The following is a 24,655-nucleotide window of genomic DNA, read 5'->3' on the forward strand; positions in this document are numbered from 1 at the left end:
TCTTTTGATCTATTCTTAAAGCAGAAATAAGCCGGATATTTGAATGAGAATAAATTTAAAATTATGAAATATCCTATTCTTAAGGCAGAAATATGTCTGATGAGTTGCTAGAAAAGATGTATGGAAAGTTGAAAGAGATACAGGTCTACTTCAATGTACACGATAAGAATAAACCTAGAAATTAAGCTGAGGCTGATATTACATCCATTTCAAATAGTCATAAAATTTTGAGTTCTTTACCGGAGCAATGTTGAACTGGAGTCCAAAAGTAATTCCTTTAAAAAATTTATCCCTGTGTATCGGAATAGCGTACCCGGTATTGATATAGAAAGTATTGATGAAAGAAAATCCTATTCTCGGCTCTATGGAATATGGATTGACAGATACACCCATAAGCCGCCCTTTAATATTGGTGTAATAAATATTAGCCTCCGGAAGAAATTTATCCTTATGTTTGATAGAAGTGTAAAGCATTGATGCTCCTACGATCAGTGACTGTTCCCTGGCTGTATTCGTTTTGAATTCTAAACCACCCTGTATGATATTTCTTCCTGTATATCGGTAGGCGATGTTTAAAGCTGTTTTATCCAGTATCTGGGCATGGGCTGTGGTGGCAAGCAGACAGAGGAGAAGGAAAGAGTATAATTTCATGTTAGAGATTTTGTTTGATCAAATGTACAGGTTTTATCGTCAGTTTGAAAAAGGATAAACTCTATAATTTGGAGTAAAATGGCATATATAGTTTAAAATCTTCAATTTTCCGTACCTTTGTGGCTAATTTTATATTCAATGCAACTCGGAAAAACCCAGACTTTAAAAATTTCAGAAAAAAACAATTCAGGATGGATCCTGGTGGATGAATCAGGCGAAAAAGCTTTTCTGCCCAAGGTTTTCACCAGCGATGAAAAAGAAATTGATGACGATGTTGAAGTTTTTGTCTATCAGGATGACGGTAAATTAAAAGCAACTACCGAAATCCCATTGGCTGAAGTAGGTGAATATGCCGTAATGAGCTGTGTGCAGAGTCTTCCGAGCGGAGCGTTTATGGACTGGGGAATCATAAAAGATCTTTTTATCCCGTACAAACAACAGAAATCTAAAATTATTGAAGGAAAAAGATATCTGGTTTATTTATATGTAGATGAAGACCTTGATCTGATTACCGGAACTACAAAATTCAAAAGAAACCCGCAATATGAGGATCTACCTTTCCAAAAAGGTGACAAGGTAGACTTACTGATGATGAATGAAAGTGAACTGGGTTGGAATGTGGTGATCAATAAAAAGTATATCGGACTTGTTTACGCATCAGATGTATTCAAAAAGCTGTATCCTTTATCGGAAGAAAGCGGCTATATCAAAGCTATCCGTGAGGACGGTAAAATTGATGTCTCCCTGCAGCCAGAAGGCTTCGAGAATATAGATGAATTTAAACAAAAGATTCTTGACAAGCTGGAAGAAAACTACGGACTTCTCTATTTGTCAGATAAGTCTTCTCCTGAGGAAATCAAAGACGAGCTTCAGATGAGCAAAAAGAATTTTAAAAAAGCACTCGGCGGACTTTATAAAGATAAGATCGTTGATATTTCAGAAGATAAAATAAAATTATTATAAAACAAAACGGGCAGAATTTTCTGCCCGTTTTGTTTTAATCTTTAGCTGCTATACGTTCTTTCGTCCTAACTTTAATTGTTTCCCACAGACAAATTATATTGTATTACTTTGATGAAATGAATGCCCTTATTTCCTTATTATACCCTCCGAACATCTACTTTTTCTGTCTTGCGATAAAGGCATGATTGTTTCTAAGCATTTCTTGCCCGGGAATGCAGGTTAATTATTGAATTGACCGGTGTTTTTAAAAACATGACACAAATCATAACAATTTTGTTTAACAATTTTGTCAAAAACAGAATTTGATTTACATTTGCACAAAATTGTTTAACAATAATGTCAAATCAAGCAAAAAAAGACCAAACACAGGAATTAATAAAAGAGACAGCGAAGAATTTATTCTTTGTGAAAGGGAAGTTTGATGCTACTACCCAGGAGATCGCAGATGCAGCAGGAGTGAACAGAACACTGATTAATTATTATTTCCGTTCCAGGGATAATCTGATTCAAATCATTTTTGATGAAGCTCAACGGGTGGAACAGGAAAAATCTAAGATCATCCAGAATGCAGATCTGCCTTTTAAAGTGAAGATCAGTAAGTTTATAGAAGGAAGCCTTTCAACAAGCCTTCAGTACCCATACCTGGAAACTTATATAGTTTCGCAGATCAATAAAGGAAACTGCCATCAGAGAGAAATAGAAGAAGATGTACTGGAAACTCTTTATAAAGACATCGAAAAAGAAATGGAACTGGGAAATATTGAAAAAATGGCTCCCGTTCAGTTTATTCTGAATATGGTTTCATTACTTGTATTCCCAAGTGCTATAAGACCTTTGTTTATGGAGAATCTGATGATTAGCGATGAGGAATATGATAAGATTATTTCCGAAAGAAAAGAGATCATTATCAATATGCTTTTCAAAAATTAAAAAAATGTTAAAGTATTTTAAGAAATGATTCGTCCTTTAGAAATAAAAAACATTTGTGAGAAAAACTACATTAAAAAAATAAACGAAGTATAAAATTATGAAAAGAAAACGTATAACTGCTAAAAAGCTAAAAATTGGGATAGCTGCAGCATTTATGATTTTCGGCTTTTCATCCGTATCTGCCCAGCAGCAGGTTTCTTTACAGGAAGCCATCAAGCAGGCACTGCAAAATAAGGCGGAAGCCAAAAAAGCAGCATTGCAGATCAGAAAAGCTGAATATAAAATTGACGAGGCCAGAGCTGGAGCTTTACCACAGATCAGTGCCACAGCAGGTTTAACTTACAATCCGATTATTCAGGAGTCTTTGCTGGAATTTGGAGGAGAGAGAATCAGAGCACAGCTGGGACAGCCATGGAGTTCAACAGCTTCTGTACAGCTTCAGCAGGCAATATTTGATCAAAGAGTTTTTACAGGTCTTAAAGCCGCAAAATCGACAAGAGAATTCTATGTTTTAAATGCTCAGCTAACGAACGAACAAATCATTGAAAATGTAGCAACAGCTTATTATCAGGTTTTTGTTCAGGAAGAGAATCTTAAAACAGTTGAAGCCAGCTATGCCAATACGGAAAAAACGAGAAATGTAATCAAGAGTCTGGTTGATAATGGATTGGCAAAAGCTATCGATTTAGATCGTACCAATGTTCAGTTGACCAATATCGGCTCAAATAAGCAGCAGTTGATCAATTCCGTTGAACTTTCAAAAAATGCTTTGAAGTTTTATATGGGAGTTCCGATCTCTACAGATATTGAGCTTGAAGAGAAAACAATCGAGCCAAAACCTGAATTGATAGCAAGCAATATAAACCTTGATGACCGTACAGAGATCAAAGTTTTAAATAAAAACAGAGAACTTTTGCAGTTTAACAAAAAAGCTACAGAAGCATATTTATATCCAACAGTAAATTTGGTTGCCAATTACGGTTGGGGCGGTCAGGGAGCGAAATTTCCTCTTACAAACGGACTTAATAAAGGCGTTCTTTGGAGTGATTATTCAGCGATTGGCTTAAATGTTAACATTCCTATTTTTACCGGAGGAGCTACCAAAGCTAAGATCAATCAAGCAGAAATTGATATCCAGGATTTAGATTTAGATATTCAAAATACTCAACTGAGCTTAAGCTTGGATTATAAAAATGCAATTACCAATATGGAAAATGCATTAATCAATATCGAAAGTATGAAAGATAATGTAGGATTGGCAGAAAGAGTTCAGAAAAATACTCAGGCCAACTACCAGTATGGTTTGGCAACGCTTACAGAGGTTTTAGATGCTGAAAATGCTCTTACCCAGGCGAAACAGAACTATGCAAATGCTTTACTAGATTACAAACAGGCGGAAATAAAATTAATCAAGGCTAAAGGAGAATTAAACACACTACAAAACCCGTAATAAACTATGAAAAAAACCTTAATATATATCATCGTAGCAGCTGTACTTATAGGTCTGGCAGCTTACAAGATTGCAGATAATAAAGAAAAACAGACGCAGGAAGTAAAAGAAGTTGCTAAACAGGTTGATAAAATCAACGTGAATGTGGTAACTGCAAAGAGAGAAAATATTAATACAGATTATACTGCAAACGGAACTTTCATTCCAAAGCAGGAAATGAACCAGTCTTCTGAAATTGCTGGACGTATCGTGAGCGTTCTGGTAAAAGAAGGATCAAGAGTTTCTGCAGGACAGACTTTGGCAGTGATCAAAAAAGACGCGATCGAAGTAGATGTTTCTCAGGCTCAGAATAATTTGCAAAATGCGATTATTGATAACCAACGTTACGAAAATGCCTTCAAAACCGGAGGGGTTACCAAGCAGCAGGTTGATAACTCAAGATTGCAGCTGAAAAATGCACAGGCCGCCGTAAGAGCACAGGGAGTAAGAGTAAATGATACCAGCATCCGTGCAGGGATCAGCGGAACGATCAACAAAAAGATGGTAGAGCCGGGAACAGTGGTTTCTGTAGGGACTTCTATGTTTGAAATCGTTAATATCAACAGCTTAAAACTTTCTGTATTGGTGGATGAAAGCCAGGTTGGAAGAATCCAGTTGGGACAAGAAGTTCCAATTAATGTAAATGTTTTACCTGGAGAGTCTTTCAGTGGAAGAATTACCTTCATTGCTCCTAAAAGTGATGCTTCTTTAAATTTCCCTGTTGAAATTGAAGTTCAGAACAGAGGAAACCTAAAAGCGGGTATGTACGCAACAGCTTTATTCAAAACCAATCACGGTGCTGAAACTCAGAATATGCTGACCGTTCCTGCACAAGCTTTTGTAAACGGAGTAAGTTCAGGGCAATTATTTATCGTAAGCAACGGAACTGCTAAACTGATCAAAGTGCAAACCGGAAAAGTATACGGTGACAAAGTTCAGATCTTAAGTGGACTGAACGGTGGGGAACAGGTAATTACCAGTGGGCAAATCAACCTTGATAACGGTTCGAAAATCAATATCGTAAAGTAACAGAAGATGAAGTTAGCAGAAATATCCATTAAAAGGCCGTCCCTTGTTATCGTATTGTTTACGATACTTACGCTGGGTGGTTTATTAAGTTACTCCATGATGGGGTACGAGTTGATTCCAAAGTTTGAAACCAATATGGTAACCATTTCTACGGTATATCCGGGAGCTTCACCTGCTGAGGTGGAAACTTCGGTAACCCGAAAGATTGAAGATGCCGTGGGTTCCCTGGAAAACGTAAAAAAAGTAGAATCTTCATCTTACGAAAGTTTATCGGTTATTATGGTTCAGCTGAATACAGGTGCCGATGTAAATTATGCTTTGAATGATGCACAGAGGAAGGTAAATGCTATTTTGGCAGATCTTCCGGAGGATGCAGACCCTCCTTCTTTGCAAAAATTCTCACTGGATGATCTACCGATCATGACGTTGAGTATTTCCAGCGACAAGCTGAATAATAAAGATCTTTACGACCTTTTAGATAAAAAAATAGAGCCTATTTTTTCCCGTGTAAACGGTGTGGCTCAGGTTGACCTTGTAGGTGGGCAGGAGAGAGAGATTCAGGTTAACTTGGATGAAAAGAAAATGCAGGGGTATGGTATTGCCATTGCAGATGTACAGCAGGCTATTCTTTCCTCCAACCTGGATTTCCCGACGGGAGCTTTGAAGACGAGAACTTCAAGATCTACGATCAGACTTTCCGGGAAGTATAAAAGTGTAGATGAGATGAATAACCTTGTGGTTTCCAATAAAGATGGAGCTCAGGTTCGCTTGTCTGATATTGCAACTGTTTTCGATACACAGAAAGATGTGGAGAAAGTGGCAAGATACAATCAGAATTCAACGATTTTACTTCAGGTAAAAAAACAGTCTGATGCCAATGCGGTTTCCGTTTCAGAAGCCATTCAGAAAACAATTGCTGATGTTGAGAACAATTATAAAACTCAGGCAATCAAAATAAATATCGTAGATGATACCACAGACTTTACACTTGAAGCTGCGGACCACGTAATTTTCGATTTATTCTTAGCGATTATCCTGGTAGCAGTGGTAATGTTACTGTTCCTTCATAACATCAGAAACGCATTCATCGTAATGGTTTCTATTCCGATGTCATTGATTGCAACGGTAATCGGAATGTACCTGATGGGGTATACCTTAAACTTAATGAGTTTATTAGGACTTTCATTGGTTGTTGGTATCCTTGTGGATGATGCGATCGTGGTTTTGGAGAACGTGTACCGTCACATGGAGATGGGGAAAAGCAGAATTCGTGCAGCCTACGATGGAGCCTCGGAAATTGGGTTTACGGTAACGGCTATTACCCTGGTAATTGTGGTGGTATTCTTACCGATCGCGATGAGTTCAGGATTAGTTTCTGATATCCTTGCGCAGTTCTGTGTAACGGTGGTTATTGCGACATTATTCTCATTATTAGCCTCATTTACCATCATTCCTTGGTTATCTTCAAGATATGGTAAATTGGTACATTTAACAGGTAAAAATCCTTTTGAGAAATTTATCCTTTGGTTTGAAAAGCAATTGGAAAGATTCACGCACTGGATTACAGGAATTCTGGAGTGGGCTTTAAAAACAACATTAAGAAGAATTATGACAGTGGTTGTAACCTTCATTATCCTGATTTCTTCATTCATGTTGGTCGCTTTCGGATTTATTGGTGGTGAATTCTTCCCTAAAATGGATAGAGGCCAGTTCCTTGTTCAGATGGAACTACCAAAAGATGCTTCCGTAGAAAAAACCAATCAGATTACTTTAGCGGTTGAAAGATACCTTAGAAATGATAAAGATGTTGTAGATATGATCACCACGGTTGGTCAGCAGTCATCAGGATTTGGTGGAGCACAGGCTACTTTATATCAGTCAGAGATCCAGGTGATTCTGGTAGATAAATCTGAACGTAATGAAAGTACAGATATCAAATCTGCAAAAATCAAGAGAGCGCTGGAAGAAAAATTCACAGGAGTTGAATTTAAAACGGCACCGATCGGATTGATGGGAGCAGATAACGCACCAATTGAAATGGTAGTAACGGCTCAGGATAATGAGACCGCCAATAAAGAAGCGAACAGAATTCTTGAATTGCTTAAAAAAGTACCGGGATCTGTGGATGCAGAATTGTCTACTGACTCTGGAAATCCGGAAGTTCAGGTCAATATCGACAGAGATAAAATGGCATCTTTAGGCTTAAACCTTTCCAGTGTAGGACAAACGATGCAGACTGCATTCAGTGGAAATACAGACGGAAAATTCAGAGCCGGAGAATATGAATATGACATCAACATCCGTTTTGGTGATGCCAACAGACAATCCATTGATGATGTAAGAAACCTGATGTTTACAAACCCTCAGGGAGAGCAGATCAGGCTGAGTCAGTTCGCAGATGTAAAAATGGGTTCCGGACCGAGTTTATTGGAACGTAGAGATAAATCACCATCTGTAAAAGTCAAATCTAAGGTTGTAGGTCGTCCTGTAGGAGACGTTGCCAATGAATGGGCTGCTCAGTTTATGGATAACGAAAAAACCAAGCCGGCAGGAGTAAGCTACATTTGGAGTGGTGACATGGAAAACCAGACCGAAGGTTTCGGTACCCTGGGAATTGCATTAATGGCGGCTATTGTATTGGTTTACCTGGTAATGGTTTCATTGTATGACTCATTTGTATATCCATTCGTAGTATTATTCTCTATTCCTCTGGCATTGATCGGGGTAATGGTTATTCTTGCCATCACTGCAAACTCATTAAACATCTTTACGATGCTGGGGATGATCATGTTGATTGGTTTGGTTGCGAAGAACGCGATTATGATTGTCGACTTTGCGAATATGAGAAAAGCAGCAGGTGCCAATACACATGATGCTTTGATTCAGGCGAACCATGCACGTCTTCGTCCGATCCTAATGACAACGATTGCGATGATCTTCGGTATGATCCCGATTGCAATTGCAAAAGGAGCCGGAGCAGAGATGAACAACGGATTAGCTTGGGTAATTATTGGAGGTTTGACATCATCATTATTCCTGACACTGATTATTGTACCGGTAGTTTATTCATTATTTGATTCAATTCTAAGAAGAATGGGTAAACATGAAAAAGTAGACTACGAAGCTGAAATGAAAGCTGACTATGTACACAAAGAACTGAGTGAAGATGGATATACTCCTAAACACATAGACTAAAATATTTAACCTTAATTAACCTTAAAGCGCATCAGATTTCTGATGCGCTTTTTATTATAAGTGCCTGTGATGTATTATACTGTTTGCTTTGCTTTTTGTTTCTCCATTTGCTCATTTCCCCATATCCGTAAATAGTTAATGAAAGGGATGAGCTGCTGTCCCATTTCAGTTAAAGAATATTCTACCTTTGGTGGAACTTCATGATATACTTTTCTGTTGATAAGGCTGTCATCTTCCAGTTCACGCAAAGTCTGAGTAAGCATTTTCGGGGTGATATCGGAGAGCGTTTTGCGTAATTCACCGTAACGCATAATCGTCTTTACATGCAGATACCACAATATTCTACCTTTATATTTTCCGCCAATTCTCTTAAATGCATAGTCTACAGGGCAGGAAGGTTCGTCTTTTAAATATTTTTTCATGATTTCATTAAAATTAATACTTTGATAATCAGTATCAGTATACTTTTGGTATGTAGAGTACAAAAAAGTGCATACTTGTCTCTAATATAGCATTAATTTACTTTTGTTTTAAACTTAAAGTAAAAATATAATGAAAACAATTATTTTAAATGAAGCCGGAGGTGTTGATAAACTGCAGTTGGCTGATACAGAAAAACCACAAATAAAAAATAATGAAGTATTGGTGCAGGTAAAAGCAATAAGTATCAATCCGGTTGATGTAAATGCCAGAGCATATGATCATGTTCTCAATTGGATATATGGGGATCTAAGACCTGTGATTTTAGGCTGGGATATTGCAGGTGAAGTATTTGAAATAGGAGAAGAAGTAACAGATTTTAAAATTGGGGACCGAGTTTTTGGAATGGTAAACTTTTTCGGGAACGGAAAAGCCTATGCAGAATATACAGCTGCTCCTGAAAGTCATCTGGCCCTGATTCCTGAACATCATACATTTGAAGAGTCTGCCTCTTCATCCTTAGCAGCGGTAACAGCTTATCAGGCTTTAGTGGATGTAGCCAAAATCAAAAAAAACGATAGGGTTCTGATTCATGCTGCGTCAGGAGGAGTTGGTCATTTTGCTGTACAGATCGCTAAATATTTTGGAGCTTATGTAATAGGCACTTCTTCTGCAAATAACAAGGAATTTGTTCTGTCGATTGGGGCGGATGAGCATATTGATTATACTCAAAAAAACAGTCTCGATATTGCTAATGATATAGATATTGTTATCGATACCATTCAGGGAGAAACATTGCTGAAATCAATTGATATGGTTCGGCCAGGAGGCATTATCGTGACATTACCTTCGCCTGAAATTCCTCAAAATATCCAGGATAAAGCGGAAAAGCAGAATGTAAATATTGAATTCATGATGGTGGCTTCGAAAAAAGAAACCATCCAGGCTATTGCAGGCTTACTTCTAAATAAATCCCTGATTCCACATATCCATCGAACTTTTCCTTTTGGGGAAATGGCTAAAGCCCATTTGGAAATGGAAACAAAACGGGTAGTGGGTAAAATTGTAGTCACCCTATAAATTAAAGAACCTTTTACGGACTCCAGATCTCAATTCATTTCTTTACTCATAAAAAAAGGCTTCCAGAATAACCTGAAAGCCTTTGCTTATCTTATTATGAGAAATTAATCTGCCATTACCTCACCAGATTTTCTGTAGATGAAGTTTCCATAAATGTGTCTTCTTGCAAAACGGCTTGGCGAATCGGAGTTAACCATTTTGATATACGTATTTCTTGGAACCCCAATGTATTCGTACATCATTCCGTTCAGGTGCTGAATTTTTAAAACCGCTTTCTCCAGGTAAAAATCCTGGATATTAGATTTTGTGATGGTTTCCGTATATTCTTCTTTATATTTCTCCTGTGTTTCCTCGTTGATACTTACCAGAAAGTGGTAAGCTTCAATCACAGATTTACTCTTTTCTTCTGCTTCCAGTTTCCCGGCTTCGTCATTGGCAAATTTATCAGGATGCGAATCTTTCATCGTATTTCTGTAAATGGTCTTTAATTCCTTTAACGTAACGTTTTTATCGACCCCAAGAAGCTTTCTGTGCTCACCAACTCTTTTCATAATGTATGATCCTTATTTCGGGGTGCAAAATTAAGCTTTTAAATTGAGAAACTGTAAGTTTTTGATTATTAATTTGTTTGGTAGTTGAATAAAGTTATTCTATTTCCTTTTTGACTGTGCTTAGCAAATCTTCAATTTGGCGAAACTCATAAATATCATCATTGTTTTCTTTTAAATCAAAAAAGAACGTTTTTGTTGTTACTAATGAATCAGATATAAAAGTTTCTGAAAGATATTTCGCTAAATCCGGCTGTTGAAACTCATTAAAGTAAATTGTAATTTTACTGATAATACTTTTTTGAGGCTTCTTATCATACTTCTCATAATGATCAGATTCAGATTTTAAAACACGAATTATTCTGTTATTGATATCTTTTGTTATTTCAATTGAAAAACCTGCTGATCCTATATTTTTTTTATTTTTATTTGTAATAAAACCGGAGCCTTCAAGAATTTTGGTTGGATAATCTTTAGAATAAACATCAATACTGTCTAAATGGATATAAGTTTTTAGCCTGCTTTTTATATCATTATTTGATTGCCCAAATATTGAAGTTGAAATTAATAGGGAAAGAAACAGAAATCGCATCTTATTCTCGAAGTTTTTCATCTGGATCAATTCTTCAATTTTTGTTGAAACAAGAGTTCTGTATTTTGATTGATGATCAAAACTTGAATTAAGAATGCTTTGTTTTTCTTGATAAAAATTTTTTACGAAGTCTTCGGCAGCCATTTAACAAATATATTATAATTTTGAATAATTTTGCCAGGTAATTTTAGAACATTGAATATTACTTTGTTCATTATATTTTTACCTGTATTCCCTTGCTCAGCTCTTTAATATGTTTATTTATAAAAGCCTCTTTATCTTTTTTTACTTCTTTTAACATCAGTTTCTTGTCGTCCGGAATGTCAGAATATTTTTCGGCCCAGAGATTAATTTCAATCAGGATAGGGAGCAGGTCAATACCTTTTTGGGTGAGTTTGTATAATACTTTAGCCTTACTTTCCGGGTGGTCCAGTTTCGTTATGAGCTTGTTTTCTTCCAGCATGAGAAGGCGGGAAGCCAGAATATTGGTTGCTATTTTCTCTTCAGATTTTAGAAAATCCCCATAAGTGCACTGTTTGGCATACAAAAGGTCTCTTATAATGAGCAGTGACCATTTGTCTCCCCAGATATCCAGTGAGCAGCTGATAGGGCAGCTTGATCTTTTTTTTGAAGTCGACATAAGATAAATTTAATAATTTATAAAAAACAACTTGCATTTTAAAAGTTATTGCATAGATTTGTACTTGTAAAATGCAAGCGAATTTAGCAAATTAATTTTAAAATGCAATGGGGATATTCTTTTAATGTTTATAACTTTTCACTACCGAAAAGTTTTCCCCAAAATTGCCCACTCATAAATCCTATGAAGCAGAACAAATCATAAAATAAAAACTCAAGTTATGAAAGCATTTAGTATTAGTCGTTACAAAAAAGACAGTCAGCTGCAGCTTATAAACCTACCCGAACCGGTTGTCAGAGAAAATGAGGTTTTGGTTCAGATTTATGCAGCAAGTGTCAATCTCTTGGATTCTAAAATAAAAAGTGGTGAGTTTAAACTTATTCTGCCTTATAAAATGCCGTTGATTTTAGGTCATGATGTTGCAGGAGTCATCATAAAAGTAGGTTCAAAAGTAAAAAGCTTTAAAGCAGGGGATGAGATTTATGCAAGGGCAGCAGATTTTCATATAGGGACTTTTGCAGAATTTATTTCTATTAATGAAAAGGATATTGCTTTAAAGCCTAAAAATCTGACAATGGAAGAGGCTGCCTCGGTTCCTTTAGTGGGTTTAACGGCTTGGCAGGCTTTGATTGAGAAATCTAATGTTCAGGCTGGTCAGAAAATTTTTATTCAGGCCGGGTCCGGTGGTGTCGGGACTTTTGCGATACAGCTGGCAAAGTATTTAGGGGCAACGGTTGCTACTACGGCCAGTGAAAAAAGTTTTGAACTCCTAAAGAGTCTTGGTGCAGACGTACTGATCGACTATAAAACACAGAATTTTGAAGATATTCTGATTGATTATGATGTAGTACTGAATAGTCAGGACAGCAAAACCCTGGAAAAATCATTCAATATCCTGAAATCAGAAGGAAAAATTATTTCAATTTCCGGTCCGCCGACACCTGCTTTTGCCGAGGAATTTAACCTGCCTTGGTACATGAAGCTCGCTACAAAATTGTTGATCCGTAAAATCAGAAAAAAAGCGAATAAGGAAAATATTAATTATTCTTTTCTTTTCATGAAAGCTGATGGAAAGCAGTTAGCAGAAATTACAAAATTGATAGAAGCAGGAGAAATAAAACCTGTCATCGACAAAGTTTTTTCATTCCAAAACACTAACGAAGCTGTGAAATATGTAGAAAGTGGTCATGCAAAAGGAAAAGTAGTCATAAAGATGCTGTAAATATTTGACCAAAACAAAAAAGGCAGGAGCTTAAAAACTCCTGCCCAAATACTATTTATTAGCTAAATTACCTTCTTTATCAAAAGCTTTTGCAGCTTCTCTTGAAGCCTCTACCATAGAGATCAACGCTTTTTCCGTTTCATCCCAATGCCTCGTTTTCAAACCACAGTCAGGGTTTACCCAAAGCTGTTGAGCTGGAATAACAGCTTGTGCTTTTTTCAGCAATTCAACCATTTCTTCTTTTGACGGAACCCTGGGCGAATGGATATCGTAAACTCCAGGACCAATCTCATTTGGATATTTGAAATCTGCAAAAGCATTCAACAGCTCCATCTGGCTTCTGGAACATTCTATCGTGATCACATCGGCATCCATGTCTGCAATATTCTGGATGATATCATTGAATTCAGAATAGCACATATGCGTATGAATCTGTGTAGCATCTTCAACACCACTTGCTGAGATTCTAAAGGCTTCAACCGCCCATTTCAGATAATTTTGCCAGTCAGATGTTCTCAGCGGAAGGCCTTCTCGAATTGCAGGCTCATCAATCTGAATAATTCTGATTCCTGCTTTTTCCAGATCATTCACTTCATCACGGATCGCCAGTGCAATTTGTTTGCAGGTAAGAGAGCGGGGCTGGTCATCCCGGACAAAAGACCACTGAAGGATCGTTACAGGACCTGTAAGCATTCCTTTTACCCATTTCTGAGTTAAAGATTGGGCATATTGAGACCAGTAAACCGTCATTGGGTGAGGACGGTGAACGTCACCATAGATCACCGGAGGTTTTACACATCGGCTGCCGTAGCTTTGAACCCACCCGTTTTGGGTAAAGGCAAATCCTGCAAGCTGTTCCCCGAAATATTCCACCATATCGTTACGTTCAAATTCTCCGTGAACCAGCACATCAATCCCAATCTCTTCCTGCCAGCGGATCGTTCTTTCCGTTTCTTTTTTAAGCAGGTTATTATATTGTTCGGCAGTAAGTTCTTCTTTTTTTAATTTCGATCTCCATGCCCTTACCTCCTTCGTTTGAGGAAAAGAACCGATGGTTGTCGTAGGAAAGAGTGGAAGCTGCAGAATTTTTTGCTGTTTTTCTTTTCTTATGTTGAACGGACTGTTTCTTTTTGCGTCATCTTCAGTTGTAACATTCACCCGGTCTTTTACTTCCTGATTGTGAATCAATACTGAAATTTTGCGGGTGTCAATTGCTTTTTTATTCTCGGCGTACTGCTGCAAAGCCTTATAATCTGCATTTCCTGAGCTCAGCTTTTTTAATGCAACAATTTCTTCTACTTTTTGTTTAGCAAAAGCCATCCATTGCTTAATTTCAGGAGACAATGTCTTTTCGTTAGTCTCCAGATTAAGATCGAAAGGAGAATGGAGGAGTGAACAGGAAGGAGCTATGAAAACTCTTGCTGAACCAATTGTATTTATTGCTTTTTGGATAAAGCTTAATGATTTTGAAAAATCATTTTTCCAGATATTTCTTCCGTCTACAATACCTAAGGATAAGCTTAATGTTTGAGGAGTGATATTTAAGACCTCATCCAGCTGTTCAGGACAGCGTACAAGATCAATATGCAGGACATCTGCAGGAAGTGAAGCTGCTAATGAAAGATTGTCTTTTAAGCCTTCAAAATAAGTAGCAAGAATAAATTTAAGATCTGGGAACTGTTTTTTGATCTCGGCATAAGCAAATTGGTAGATTTCTTTTGCTTTTTCAGTGAGATCCATCCCTAAAAAAGGTTCATCAAACTGAATCCATGTGGCACCGTGGTTCTTCAGCTCTTTTAAAATTTCAATGTATACCGGGAGCAGATTTTCAATCAGATCCAGCTTGTCAAAACCCTCTTCTTTTTCTTTTCCCAGGAGAAGGTAGGTAAGAGGCCCTATGATTACCGGCTTAGCATTAATTCCTGCTTGCTTAGCGCTGATGAATTCAGTAATAATCTTTTTGGAAAATAATCTGAACTGTTGGTTTTTCTGGAATTCAGGAACAATGTAATGATAATTCGTGTCGAACCATTTTGTCATCTCCATGGCGGTAATGTCGAGGCCGTCTTTCTGGTAGCCTCTTGCCATTGCAAAATACAGATCAAGTTCAGAATTGGATGCTCTTGCGGCAATTTCTTTATAACGTTCCGGAATAGCTCCGACTGTCAGGGTCATATCCAGAACCTGATCATAATAAGAAAAGTCATTGCAGGGGATAAGATCGATTCCTGCTTCCTGTTGCAGTTTCCAGTTTTGAAGGCAAATGTTTTTCCCGGTTTCCAGGAGTTCATTTAATGATGCTTTGCCTGACCAATACTGCTCACAGGCTTTTTTGAGTTCTCTGTGACGGCCAATACGCGGGCTGCCAAGAATGTGCGTTTGCATGTTTTTAAACTTTTAAATTAAACAATCATGATTTTAAAGTTCTTTTAGAATGCTCCGCAATGCCTGCCTGGAAAGAATTTTAGGATATCAATAGATACAATGAGGACGTAATTTTCGTTAATGCCGGGTTACGATCAAAAAGTATCATCTGTATGACCTAAAGCTTCAGACCGCGAAAGCATTGTCATTCAGAACAGGCAGGTCTCCTGACTTGTAACGGTTTTTATCATCCTTCCCGCTGTTGGCAGTGGATCTTTTCTGATAAAAACTTTTGGTGTGCTACTTACAGTTGCGCGACAGCTCGTGATTCTCACACGATTCCCTATTAATTTACGTCATGTAAAACCTCTTCTGTTTGATGAAGTATGTTAAAGAACAAAATCTGGGTTAAAGGTATTGATTAAAGTGAATTGATTGGTTTTTTATTTAAAATTCAGAATAAAATTTTTATTTAATATGATTTTAAGGTTAAATATTCTGTAAATTTGAAAAACATAACCTCAAAAAGAATATTATTCTGTGGAAAGACTCGACGAGAGGGATCTTCAATTGCTAAGAATCCTTCAAAAGAATGCTAAATTGACCGTAAAAGAGATTGCAAAAGAAGTAAATCTTTCACCTTCACCTGTTTTCGAACGGATGAAAAGGCTGGAGCAGGAAGGATATATCAAGCATTATGCAGCCGTTCTGGAAGCAGAAAAGCTGAATCGCGGATTTACCGTTTTTTGCCAGATCAAACTTAAAATCCATGACCGTTCCGTAGGCAATCAGTTTGTTGAAGATATTTTACAGATTGACGAAATTGCTGAATGCTATAATATTTCGGGAGACTTCGATTTTCTCCTGAAAGTTCAGGTAAGGGATATGAAGCACTATCAGGATTTTGTATTCAATAAGCTGGGCTCATTGGATTCTATTGGAAGTGCACACAGCACTTTTGTAATGGCCGAGGTTAAAAATATTCACGGGGTAAGTATTTAGAAACAAAAGCAGCACCCGAAAACGAATGCTGCCTGCTTTTTAAATCATTAAATTTTTAAATAAAATCACGGCTCATCACAATCCTGTTCTAGCTTAGTAAAGATTTTATCAAATTTTCTGTAGAGCGTTCCTTCCTCATCCGGCTCAGATCTGAAACTGTGGTTAGCACAGTTATGAAAACCAAAGCCAATCAATTGAATCAGGGCATAGTCATCTTTCTTAGGATCGTTGAATTGAGCTTTGAATTTATCTATTACTGATTGTGGATCAGCATTATCCTTGCTTTTGGCTTCAACAAAGTTTTTCCAAACGGCGTACATTTTCTGTTTGTCGGGAGAAGAAACTGCGTCAATATATTCTTTGCAGGTATTGTAAAATTTACTGTTTTTTAGAGATGCCGGATCAGAGTAAGCATTAAGTTCTTCTTTTTTGAGTTGATATTCACCTTCAAAAGACCGGATGGTTTTCTGGTGAAGTTTTTTCCATTCCGGAAGATTAATTACTTTAAGATCATACAGCTCCTTTTTCTTCTCCTGATACTGTTTGTCAAGCTGCTGCAGATAAGTATTTTTGTTTTTTCGGATATCTTCAAGATCGGAAAGTTTAAAAACAGTATGATTGTCAAAAGAAACCCCACTGAGTGTATATAGGAGTTTGAAAGATCCATCTATCTCTTCTTTTTTATATTTTTGGGGATCAAAGTATCCTTTATTGTCGCAGTTAAAGGTCTGGTAAGAATAAAGTACCAGATTGCCGGCCTTACCGGCTGTTTTCTGTCCTGACACCATTGCAGAAAGGGCCAATGAGAGTGTAAATACTAATTTTTTCATATATTTTGTTGTAGGCTTTATTTGAAAATATTCTGAATCTGGGTTTAATTAGAGATCTTATTATGTTTTTAAATTTAAAAATAATAGTTTTGGTATAAATTAATATCTATGGATTCAAGCTTTGTTTTTTTTATTTTTACCTTACTGATCCTGGCTGGATTATCTTATCTGGTGATGCGGTTTTTTAACCGGTGGACAGCAAAGTCTCAACACAAAATGGTATTGAATGGTTTAATCTTCGTCGTGTCCTATGCATTATTGCTGTTTATTTCATTTATTATTTTGATCATGAACGTAAGTTTTGAGCGGTGATGTTTGACTTCTGATAATAAAATAGGCTGCCACAAGATTGAGAATCAGCGAACCCCAGACATTCAGTCCATAAAACAGCTCATAATCATGCCGGCTTTCCTGATAGAACAGATTCTTTATGATCCTGAAAGTGATAGCCGTGGTAGTCACTGCATAGCTTAGAACCATATATTTTTTGTGCCCCGCCATATTTCCCTTTTTAATAAAGAGAACAGCAGCAATCGTAAAATAAGCCCACAGAATATTCTGAAGCATAAATCCTGTGATCCCGATGATTCCGCCATTTGAAAATAATCCCAATACAAAACATGCCGGAACATTGATGATCAGAATATTGTAAACATAAATTTTCCCTATCCATCTGTGAAGTGCTTTGTTTTCCCTTAAAAAGCGGTTTGAAAACTGAGTGAGTCCAGCTAATAAACAAAGCGTGATTGAAAAAACGTGAATGTAAAAAAACGTCATCCAATACGGATTACTGACCACTTTCTGTTTAAATAAAAGGAAGCCAACATTTTTATCAAAACCTGTATATTGGGAGATCGTTTTCAGCATCAGAATACTGAAAATCAGAATAGCTGCGGCAGCAAGTATCCAGATAATCTTAATAGTCATCCTATTCGAGATAGTTTTAGTGACCGGTCATAGATATATTTCATATCGTTGTTTTTGAGTATGCCATCTTCATTTCCAGATTTCACAAGCACTGAATCCGGATCAAAGTTAAACGTGATCCGTCTGATTTCTACACAATGCTTTTGATGCGTAAATACTGCAGCAGCATGATGGTTTTGGCATCCATGATTTCTCCACTGTCTATCATGGCAAGAGCCTCATTAAAAGAAAGTTCCAAAACTTCAATATTTTCCCCTTCTTCTTCAAGCCCGCCACCGTTTGTGATCTTCATTTCAGAAGAATATTCAGCGATGAAGAAATGGAGGATTTCCGTTACGGAACCGGGAGACATATAGGCTTCGAATACTTTCTCTACTTTTGAAATTTTATAGCCTGTTTCCTCTTCTGTTTCTCTTTTTATACATTCTTCAGGGTTATCATTGTCCAAAAGTCCGGCGCATGCTTCAATAAGCATCCCTGTATCATTTCCATTGATGAAAGTAGGAAGCCTGAACTGTCTGGTTAAGATCACAGTGCCTGAAATCTTATTATAAAGCAGGATAACCGCACCGTTTCCTCTGTCGTAAGCTTCTCTACTTTGGGTTTCTGTTGCTCCGTCTTTTTTTGCAATGGCATAGGTTACTTTTTTTAATGTATACCAGTTATCGGATAAAATTTCTGTTTTAAGAATAGTAATGTTTGGATTCTGCATTGAGAGTTCTTGTATATTATATTAAGTGATAATGCCCGATTGGACTCATTATATTAAATGCTAAATTAATATTTCTTTTCCAACAGGCATTTAAAAAACCTTTAAAATCTACATGATTTATAAAATGAGTTGTGTAACAGAAAGAAAGATAACACCCTATGCTTCTAAATGTTTCCTTAAATAGAGAGAAGTTTCAGAATGCTGTGCTGATAACAGTTTTTCCACAGTTCCTTCAAATACAATAATGCCACCCAGTTTTCCAGCTCCAGGGCCAATATCGATGATCCAGTCTGCCTGAGCTATGATGTCCAGGTTATGTTCAATGATGATGAGGGTATTGCCATTATTCACCAGTTCATCAAAGAAGGAAAGCAGCTTTTCATTATCAATAGGATGGAGGCCTGTGCTGGGCTCATCCAAAACAATAATTTTGTCTGTACGGTTCAGCTCTTTGGTCAGCTTTAAACGCTGTCTTTCCCCTCCAGAGAAGCTATCCAGTCGCTGTCCCAAAGTCAGATAATCCAGTCCTAATTTGATCAGCAGGCAGAGCTCATGTTCAAATCCGGGTCCGGGAAAAAACTGCAGGGCTTCCAGAACGGTCATATTCATGATATCAGCGATATTTTTGCCTTGGTATAAATATTGTAAAACTTCAGACTTATATCCTGATCCATGACAGACTTCACAAGGCTGTTCGATATCATCCATAAAAGCAAGATCTATTTTTTCCACGCCCAATCCCCTGCAATTGGAGCAGGCGCCTTCACCGTTGCGACTGAAAAGCTTTTCAGAGACATTATTGGCATTGGAGAAAAGTTTTCTGACCGTATTTGACAGATTGAGATAGGTTAACAGATTTGAGCGGATGCTGGCTGTAAAAACTGATTGATCTACTACGGTTACCGGATAAGATAAGGGTAAAACTTTATTGATCAAAGTGCTTTTCCCTGATCCTGCCACACCGGTCACCACATTCATTATGCCTGTGGGTATTTTTATACTGACATTTTTTAAGTTATGAAGATGGGCGTTTTTTATTTCCAGAAATCCGTTTGCTGATCTCGGAGTTTTATTATAAGTACGGATTTTGTTGAAATAGCCGGCCGTTTTACCTCTCGCATTTTTTAAATGATTAAAAGTTCCCTGGTACATAATTTCCCCGCCATTTTTCCCTGAATCAGGTCCCATATCAACAACAATATCAGCTATTTTGATGAGATCCGGGTCATGTTCAACAATTAAGACGGTATTGCCTTTATCCCTTATTTTTTTGATGATATCTACAATATGGTCAATATCTTTAGGATGGAGGCCGATACTGGGTTCATCAAAGATATACAACAGATCTACCAGGCTGTTCCCCAGCTGTTTTACCATTTTTATCCGTTGGGATTCCCCTCCAGAGAGCGTGTCAGTTTGTCTGTCCAGTGTCAGATACTGCAAACCTATATCAATAAGATTCTGAAGCTTTTTTATCAACTCATTAATTACAGAAGAATACATCTCAGATGATAAGCTCTGAATAAAAAGGAGCAGTTCATCAATGGATAATGATGTACAATCTGCAATGCTTTTACCTTCAATTTTACAGGACAAAACCTTTGAATTGAGCCTTTCCCCCTGGCAAAGCGGACACGGTTTAGTAATGATAACCTTTTTTAAAGTGTCTTTTCGCGTAATATTTTCTTTAGAATCCTTTTTCAGAAATGAATTTTCAATTCGGGGAATGACACCTTTATAACGGACTGTTTTTCCCCATTCTTTAGCCGGATTTTTTGGAATATGTTCTTTGGCATTCAGTAACATTTCCCATTCTTCTTCTGTGAAATCTTTAAGCTTTTTATCATTGTCAAAATACCCTGAATAGATATAACGTGTCAGCCTCCAGCCTCCGGGTTGAAAAGTGGGAAACTGTATGGCACCTTCGTTCAGTGATTTGTTTTTGTCAAAAAGAGTTTCCGTATTCACGGTCTGTACATAGCCCAGACCCTCACATTCGGGACACATCCCTTGAGGATTGTTGAAAGAAAATACATTGGAATATCCCACAAATGGTTTTCCTATCCTGGAAAAAAGCAGCCGGAGGGAAGCATAAATATCCGTTGCTGTTCCTACTGTAGAACGTGCATTTCCTCCCAGTCTCTTTTGATTGATGATAAAAGGAACATTAAGGTTTTCTATTTTTTCAACATTCGGAACTCCAAAATGCTGTAGACGGTTCCTTATGAAACTGTTTTGTGTCTCATTAATCTGGCGCTGGGCCTCGGCACCTATCGTTTCAAATACCAACGATGATTTTCCGGATCCTGAAACTCCTGTGAAGACAGTTATTTTATTTTTTGGAATGCGTAATGAAATATTCTTCAGATTATTCTGTCTTGCGTGGGTGATAATGATTTCTTTCATAATAATTTCATTAACTTTGTTAATAGTTAACTAAGTTAAGTATTTTTATGGAAATAGAAAAAGATCAATTTTTTAATACTTTTACTGATCTTCAGTGTTTTATATTGGCTAATATGAACAAGGGAAACATCAGTGGTGTTACGGCAACACATTATAATATTATAGAATACATATACCGGAAGGGGCAGGTTACCGGAAAACAGATTGCTGTGGCATTCAAGGTCAGTCAGGCAGCGATTTCGAAACAGATCAAATTTCTAATCAGTAATCATCTTGTTGAACAGAAGCAAAGCGTTTCCGACAGAAGAATATTTAATCTTTCAGCGACAGAAAAAGGCAAATTTCTGATTAATAATTCCGAAGATTTCCGAAAAACAGTAGCAGATCAGGCTTCTGCCATTTTAGACAAAAAAGAATTAGTGACATTAACAGCTTTATTGAATAAAATTCTGGAGAATATGGAAGTCTGAATACAGTTCATCAAGATAAGTAACCGTTTTTATTTTTCTTTCTTCAGAAGATTTTCCAGAGCTCCCTTCAGATCAGGAAATTTAAATTGGAATCCTGTATCCTGTATCTTTTGTGCAGAAGCTCTTGAACCTTCCAACAAAGCATCTGCAAGCTCTCCAAACATCAGTTTTAAAACGAACGCAGGCACATTGGGCATAAATAAAGGCTTTTTCAGGACTTTAGCTATTTTTTTCGTTAAATTCTCATTGGTCGTATGCTGAGGGGAAACCGCATTGTAAGCCCCATCCATATCAGAATTTCTCAGAGCGGCCACATAAATAGAACAGATATCATCAATATGAATCCACGGCATATATTGTTTCCCGCTTCCTAAAGCAGACCCGATGCCATATTTTATGGTAGGAACCATTTTTTTCAGTGCTCCGTCTTCTTTAGAAAGAACAACGGCTGTCCGTATTTTCACAACTCTTTCTGCCAGATTTTGTTCTTTGAAATCATCTGCAGATCTTTCCCATAAAATGACAACCTCACTCAGGAAATCGTTTCCGGGAGGATCTTTTTCAGTATAAACTTTTTCAGTTGTTACAGTACCGTAATAATTGATTCCTGAGGCGGATATAAAAGATTTAAGCTTTATTTTTTTCTTTTTTACAGTTTTTAAAAGAAGCCCTGCAGAATCCACACGGCTGGATATCAGCTCATGCTTTCTTTCCTTGGTCCATCGTTTTCCTGAAATGTTGGCTCCGGCCAGATGAATAATATGGGAAACATTTTCAAGAGCAGATTCATCCATTGTTCCGTCTTTAATATTCCATTCAAATTCATTGTCATGTTTTTTCTTTCGGGTCAGAAATCTTACGGTGTATTCATTTTCTAACTTCTTTGAGAGTTCCTGTGCGATCATTCCGCCAGCACCGGTTATCAGAACAATTTCTTTCATAATTGAATATTTAAGGAAATGGAAACTATCCCTGATTTTTGACGATCAGGACAAAATCATCTTCCAGAAGTTTATAGCCATAGTCATAAATAAACCTATATTCAGACCCGTTCTTATAAACTTTCAGATTGGTAAAATAATCGAAATCAAAACCCAAGCCATCCATTCTTGATTTTGCAATTTTCGCTTTGCCATCTGTGTTCAGCTCCATAAGGATACGGTAATTTCTGCGGAGCTTGTTATTCACATTCCGCATCAGATTGGTGGAATCTTTATTCTGCTTATTATTGTAGGCATTCCGGCAGGCATCATTGCAGAATTTTTTATCAGACCTCCCGATAATTTTTTCGCCACATTCGAGACAGTTCATGCTTTTTATCTTTTCATTTTGTGTATATGTTCATGTTTTTTCTTTAATAGCCTTTTAAACCTTGTATGAGAAGGATAGCTTCTGTTCGAAGTTATGTTATTGAATAAAAGGGCTGCCAGTAAAAGAATGATACAGCCTGATAAAACAGGAGAAAGTACATACCAGTATCCGAGTTCCGGAATCTTTCCTGTAGAGCTCACAGCAATCAGCGCGGTTGCTCCTCCGGGAGGATGAAGGGTTTTGGTATACTGCATCAGTACAATGGAAAAAGCTACTGCTAAAGGTGCGGAAAGCCAGATGATATCCGGAACGATTTTATAAACGGTAACCCCAACAAGTGCTGAAATAACATGTCCGCCCACTAAATTTCTGGGTTGAGCAAGAGGGCTTTGAATAGCACCATAGATCAGGACACTTGATGCGCCAAAAGAACCGATCAGAAATATATTTTCAGTAGCAGCTAAAGTATGGGACTGAATAAATGCAATAATTCCGATTCCGACAAATGCTCCCAAAAAGGACCAGAAATGTTCTTTATAGTCAACCAGCGTTTCTTTATAAATCACATATTTTGAAACTCTTAATGTTCTTTTTATGGTCTTCTTCATTAATCTTCTTTGTTTTTTATTATTTGAATTAAATTTTTCACAAAAGGCTTCGTGTATGTTCCGTTTTCATCATAATCCGGATCAAGGATTGTGATCTCTATTCCAAAGCATAGGGGAGAATGGATCAGTGGCTTCAAGATTTCTTTCAGATTTTCATAATCAATTCCTTCTTCCATCCTGCTGTCTACGGCAGGCATCAGTTCGTCTTTCAGAACATCGACATCGAGGTGAATAAAAAAGCTGTCCAGACCCTTCCTTTCAACCATTTGCAAAAAGTCTTCAGCAGTTTTTCTAAAACCGTTCATCCTCAGCTGTTCAACATCAAAATACTGGATATCAGAATTTACAATCTGCTCCACATACTCTTCATCATCCGTTTCTGCATTTCCTGCACAGAAAATATTTTCTTCTAAAAAATACGGTTTAAGCCCTTGAATATTGGTTAATTTTTCATGTCCGGTTCCTGTGATAATAGCGAGATCCATTCCTGCAGCTGCGGCGGTAGAAGAAAGACTGACCGGAATAAAATCAGTATGCCCGTCCAGATAAAAAAGACCAAAATTTCCAAGTTTCTTTAAAGCAATGGCGGTTCCGATCAAAATACTGCAATCACCTCCAAGCATGATGCTGAAAGTATCTTCCTGATGATTATTCAGAATAAGATTAGCCTGTTTTTGAGCGTAGTCAATAATGGCATCGGCATTTAGAACACCAGACTCCTGATCAGATTTCATGGAGTATTCCGGAGCTTCTAGTCTGAAAATATTTTGGGGATTGATTTCCTTATAAAAATCAAATTTTTTAAGCCATTCCGGGAGCTTTCTAACACCTGGTTCAGTTTCATGTTCTTTTTTTTTCAGTCCCAGATTGAGAGGAAACTCAAAAATATTGATGTTCCTTTTCATAGATGATGTTTCCCCAAAGATACGGAATTATCCATTTGCAAACGGATAAAATTCAGCAGAGAAATATTTTTTAACGAGTCTTAGAGAATGATTTATAAGGGGAAATTATAGGAAAGAAAAGAAGAGCTTTAAAATTTTATACAGCAGAAGTTGAGTATAATTTTTTATCTGTTGACTAATAAAGAATGGGTTATTTTTTTAACTGGGAATAATAGACTGTATCAAAAACTGGTTAAGAATTATTCGACAACAAACGAATACAAATGAATTTAAATAGTTTATAACCGACTATGATGCTTTGGTGTAACAATCTTTGCAACAGAGATTTGAGAAAGACAGTGAACGTCTCTTATCTGAATTA

The 24,655-nt window shown here is 37.1% G+C and carries 23 protein-coding genes and 1 riboswitch; of the genes, 9 read left to right on the top strand and 14 right to left on the bottom strand.

The window, feature by feature from the left end; genetic code table 11:
• Nucleotides 1-198: 198 nt before the first annotated feature.
• Complete coding sequence (locus J2T03_RS01825) at nt 199-651, bottom strand: hypothetical protein (RefSeq protein WP_306843045.1); 453 nt, start codon at nt 649-651, stop codon at nt 199-201.
• Between the two features lie 138 nt (nt 652-789).
• On the opposite strand from J2T03_RS01825, the gene J2T03_RS01830 reads away from it, so the two are divergent.
• The 5 genes from J2T03_RS01830 to J2T03_RS01850 all read left to right on the top strand — a co-directional run bounded on the left by J2T03_RS01830 (nt 790) and on the right by J2T03_RS01850 (nt 8,257).
• On the top strand, nt 790-1,614 hold the full coding sequence (locus tag J2T03_RS01830; protein ID WP_307209113.1) for a CvfB family protein: 825 nt from the start codon (nt 790-792) through the stop codon (nt 1,612-1,614).
• Between the two features lie 336 nt (nt 1,615-1,950).
• Nucleotides 1,951-2,544: a TetR/AcrR family transcriptional regulator gene (locus tag J2T03_RS01835; protein ID WP_306843043.1), complete on the top strand. Its 594-nt coding sequence runs from the start codon at nt 1,951-1,953 to the stop codon at nt 2,542-2,544.
• A gap of 97 nt (nt 2,545-2,641) precedes the next feature.
• Nucleotides 2,642-3,994 (top strand): TolC family protein, encoded by a 1,353-nt coding sequence (locus tag J2T03_RS01840; RefSeq protein ID WP_307209114.1) that lies wholly within the window; start codon nt 2,642-2,644, stop codon nt 3,992-3,994.
• 6 nt (nt 3,995-4,000) lie between these two features.
• A complete protein-coding gene (locus tag J2T03_RS01845; protein WP_306843041.1) occupies nt 4,001-5,062 on the top strand; it encodes an efflux RND transporter periplasmic adaptor subunit in 1,062 nt (353 codons plus the stop codon).
• 6 nt (nt 5,063-5,068) lie between these two features.
• Nucleotides 5,069-8,257 (top strand): efflux RND transporter permease subunit, encoded by a 3,189-nt coding sequence (locus tag J2T03_RS01850; protein WP_307209115.1) that lies wholly within the window; start codon nt 5,069-5,071, stop codon nt 8,255-8,257.
• Nucleotides 8,258-8,331: 74 nt separating this feature from the next.
• Here J2T03_RS01850 and J2T03_RS01855 read toward each other — a convergent pair whose 3' ends face one another.
• Nucleotides 8,332-8,679, bottom strand: a complete 348-nt coding sequence (locus J2T03_RS01855) for a winged helix-turn-helix transcriptional regulator (protein ID WP_306843039.1) — start codon at nt 8,677-8,679, stop codon at nt 8,332-8,334.
• A gap of 130 nt (nt 8,680-8,809) precedes the next feature.
• Between J2T03_RS01855 and J2T03_RS01860 the strand changes: the two genes are divergently transcribed.
• Nucleotides 8,810-9,757 (top strand): NADP-dependent oxidoreductase, encoded by a 948-nt coding sequence (locus J2T03_RS01860; protein WP_307209116.1) that lies wholly within the window; start codon nt 8,810-8,812, stop codon nt 9,755-9,757.
• 104 nt (nt 9,758-9,861) lie between these two features.
• Here J2T03_RS01860 and J2T03_RS01865 read toward each other — a convergent pair whose 3' ends face one another.
• The 3 genes from J2T03_RS01865 to J2T03_RS01875 form a co-directional block, all read right to left on the bottom strand.
• The gene (locus J2T03_RS01865) at nt 9,862-10,308 is read right to left on the bottom strand and encodes a KTSC domain-containing protein (RefSeq protein WP_307209117.1); all 447 of its coding nucleotides are present in this window, start codon (nt 10,306-10,308) and stop codon (nt 9,862-9,864) included.
• 94 nt (nt 10,309-10,402) lie between these two features.
• Nucleotides 10,403-11,041 carry a hypothetical protein gene (locus J2T03_RS01870; protein WP_307209118.1) on the bottom strand — a complete coding sequence of 213 codons (639 nt, stop codon included), beginning with the start codon at nt 11,039-11,041 and terminating at the stop codon, nt 10,403-10,405.
• A gap of 70 nt (nt 11,042-11,111) precedes the next feature.
• Nucleotides 11,112-11,537 carry a winged helix-turn-helix transcriptional regulator gene (locus J2T03_RS01875; RefSeq protein WP_306843035.1) on the bottom strand — a complete coding sequence of 142 codons (426 nt, stop codon included), beginning with the start codon at nt 11,535-11,537 and terminating at the stop codon, nt 11,112-11,114.
• A gap of 220 nt (nt 11,538-11,757) precedes the next feature.
• Here J2T03_RS01875 and J2T03_RS01880 point away from each other — a divergent pair, with 220 nt between their 5' ends.
• Complete coding sequence (locus J2T03_RS01880; RefSeq protein WP_307209119.1) at nt 11,758-12,759, top strand: NADP-dependent oxidoreductase; 1,002 nt, start codon at nt 11,758-11,760, stop codon at nt 12,757-12,759.
• A gap of 51 nt (nt 12,760-12,810) precedes the next feature.
• Here the strand turns inward: J2T03_RS01880 and metE are convergent, their stop codons facing one another.
• A complete protein-coding gene (metE, locus tag J2T03_RS01885) occupies nt 12,811-15,144 on the bottom strand; it encodes a 5-methyltetrahydropteroyltriglutamate--homocysteine S-methyltransferase (protein WP_307209121.1) in 2,334 nt (777 codons plus the stop codon).
• A 179-nt stretch (nt 15,145-15,323) separates the two neighbouring features.
• Nucleotides 15,324-15,509, bottom strand: a riboswitch (cobalamin riboswitch).
• A 154-nt stretch (nt 15,510-15,663) separates the two neighbouring features.
• Between metE and J2T03_RS01890 the strand changes: the two genes are divergently transcribed.
• On the top strand, nt 15,664-16,125 hold the full coding sequence (locus tag J2T03_RS01890) for an Lrp/AsnC family transcriptional regulator (RefSeq protein WP_306843032.1): 462 nt from the start codon (nt 15,664-15,666) through the stop codon (nt 16,123-16,125).
• Between the two features lie 65 nt (nt 16,126-16,190).
• Here J2T03_RS01890 and J2T03_RS01895 read toward each other — a convergent pair whose 3' ends face one another.
• The 4 genes from J2T03_RS01895 to J2T03_RS01910 form a co-directional block, all read right to left on the bottom strand.
• Nucleotides 16,191-16,955, bottom strand: coding sequence for a hypothetical protein (locus J2T03_RS01895; protein ID WP_307209122.1), 765 nt, complete (start codon nt 16,953-16,955; stop codon nt 16,191-16,193).
• A gap of 270 nt (nt 16,956-17,225) precedes the next feature.
• Nucleotides 17,226-17,882 carry a DUF2306 domain-containing protein gene (locus tag J2T03_RS01900; RefSeq protein ID WP_307209123.1) on the bottom strand — a complete coding sequence of 219 codons (657 nt, stop codon included), beginning with the start codon at nt 17,880-17,882 and terminating at the stop codon, nt 17,226-17,228.
• A 130-nt stretch (nt 17,883-18,012) separates the two neighbouring features.
• Complete coding sequence (gene nudK, locus J2T03_RS01905; protein WP_307209125.1) at nt 18,013-18,594, bottom strand: GDP-mannose pyrophosphatase NudK; 582 nt, start codon at nt 18,592-18,594, stop codon at nt 18,013-18,015.
• Nucleotides 18,595-18,750: 156 nt separating this feature from the next.
• Nucleotides 18,751-21,000, bottom strand: coding sequence for an ATP-binding cassette domain-containing protein (locus J2T03_RS01910; RefSeq protein ID WP_307209127.1), 2,250 nt, complete (start codon nt 20,998-21,000; stop codon nt 18,751-18,753).
• A gap of 113 nt (nt 21,001-21,113) precedes the next feature.
• Here J2T03_RS01910 and J2T03_RS01915 point away from each other — a divergent pair, with 113 nt between their 5' ends.
• Nucleotides 21,114-21,470, top strand: a complete 357-nt coding sequence (locus J2T03_RS01915; protein ID WP_307209128.1) for a MarR family winged helix-turn-helix transcriptional regulator — start codon at nt 21,114-21,116, stop codon at nt 21,468-21,470.
• Between the two features lie 29 nt (nt 21,471-21,499).
• Here J2T03_RS01915 and J2T03_RS01920 read toward each other — a convergent pair whose 3' ends face one another.
• From J2T03_RS01920 to J2T03_RS01935, 4 genes are read right to left on the bottom strand one after another with little or no spacing between them, the layout of a single operon-like run.
• Complete coding sequence (locus J2T03_RS01920; RefSeq protein ID WP_307209129.1) at nt 21,500-22,411, bottom strand: TIGR01777 family oxidoreductase; 912 nt, start codon at nt 22,409-22,411, stop codon at nt 21,500-21,502.
• 25 nt (nt 22,412-22,436) lie between these two features.
• Nucleotides 22,437-22,781, bottom strand: coding sequence for a hypothetical protein (locus J2T03_RS01925; protein ID WP_306843023.1), 345 nt, complete (start codon nt 22,779-22,781; stop codon nt 22,437-22,439).
• 5 nt (nt 22,782-22,786) lie between these two features.
• Nucleotides 22,787-23,389, bottom strand: a complete 603-nt coding sequence (locus J2T03_RS01930; protein WP_307209130.1) for an HPP family protein — start codon at nt 23,387-23,389, stop codon at nt 22,787-22,789.
• The gene (locus J2T03_RS01935; RefSeq protein ID WP_307209131.1) at nt 23,389-24,294 is read right to left on the bottom strand and encodes an arginase family protein; all 906 of its coding nucleotides are present in this window, start codon (nt 24,292-24,294) and stop codon (nt 23,389-23,391) included. Before J2T03_RS01935 ends, J2T03_RS01930 begins: the two co-directional genes overlap by 1 nt.
• Nucleotides 24,295-24,655: the final 361 nt, after the last annotated feature.

The sequence above is a fragment of the Chryseobacterium lathyri genome (genome assembly GCF_030812195.1).
Taxonomy (GTDB): domain Bacteria; phylum Bacteroidota; class Bacteroidia; order Flavobacteriales; family Weeksellaceae; genus Chryseobacterium; species Chryseobacterium lathyri_A.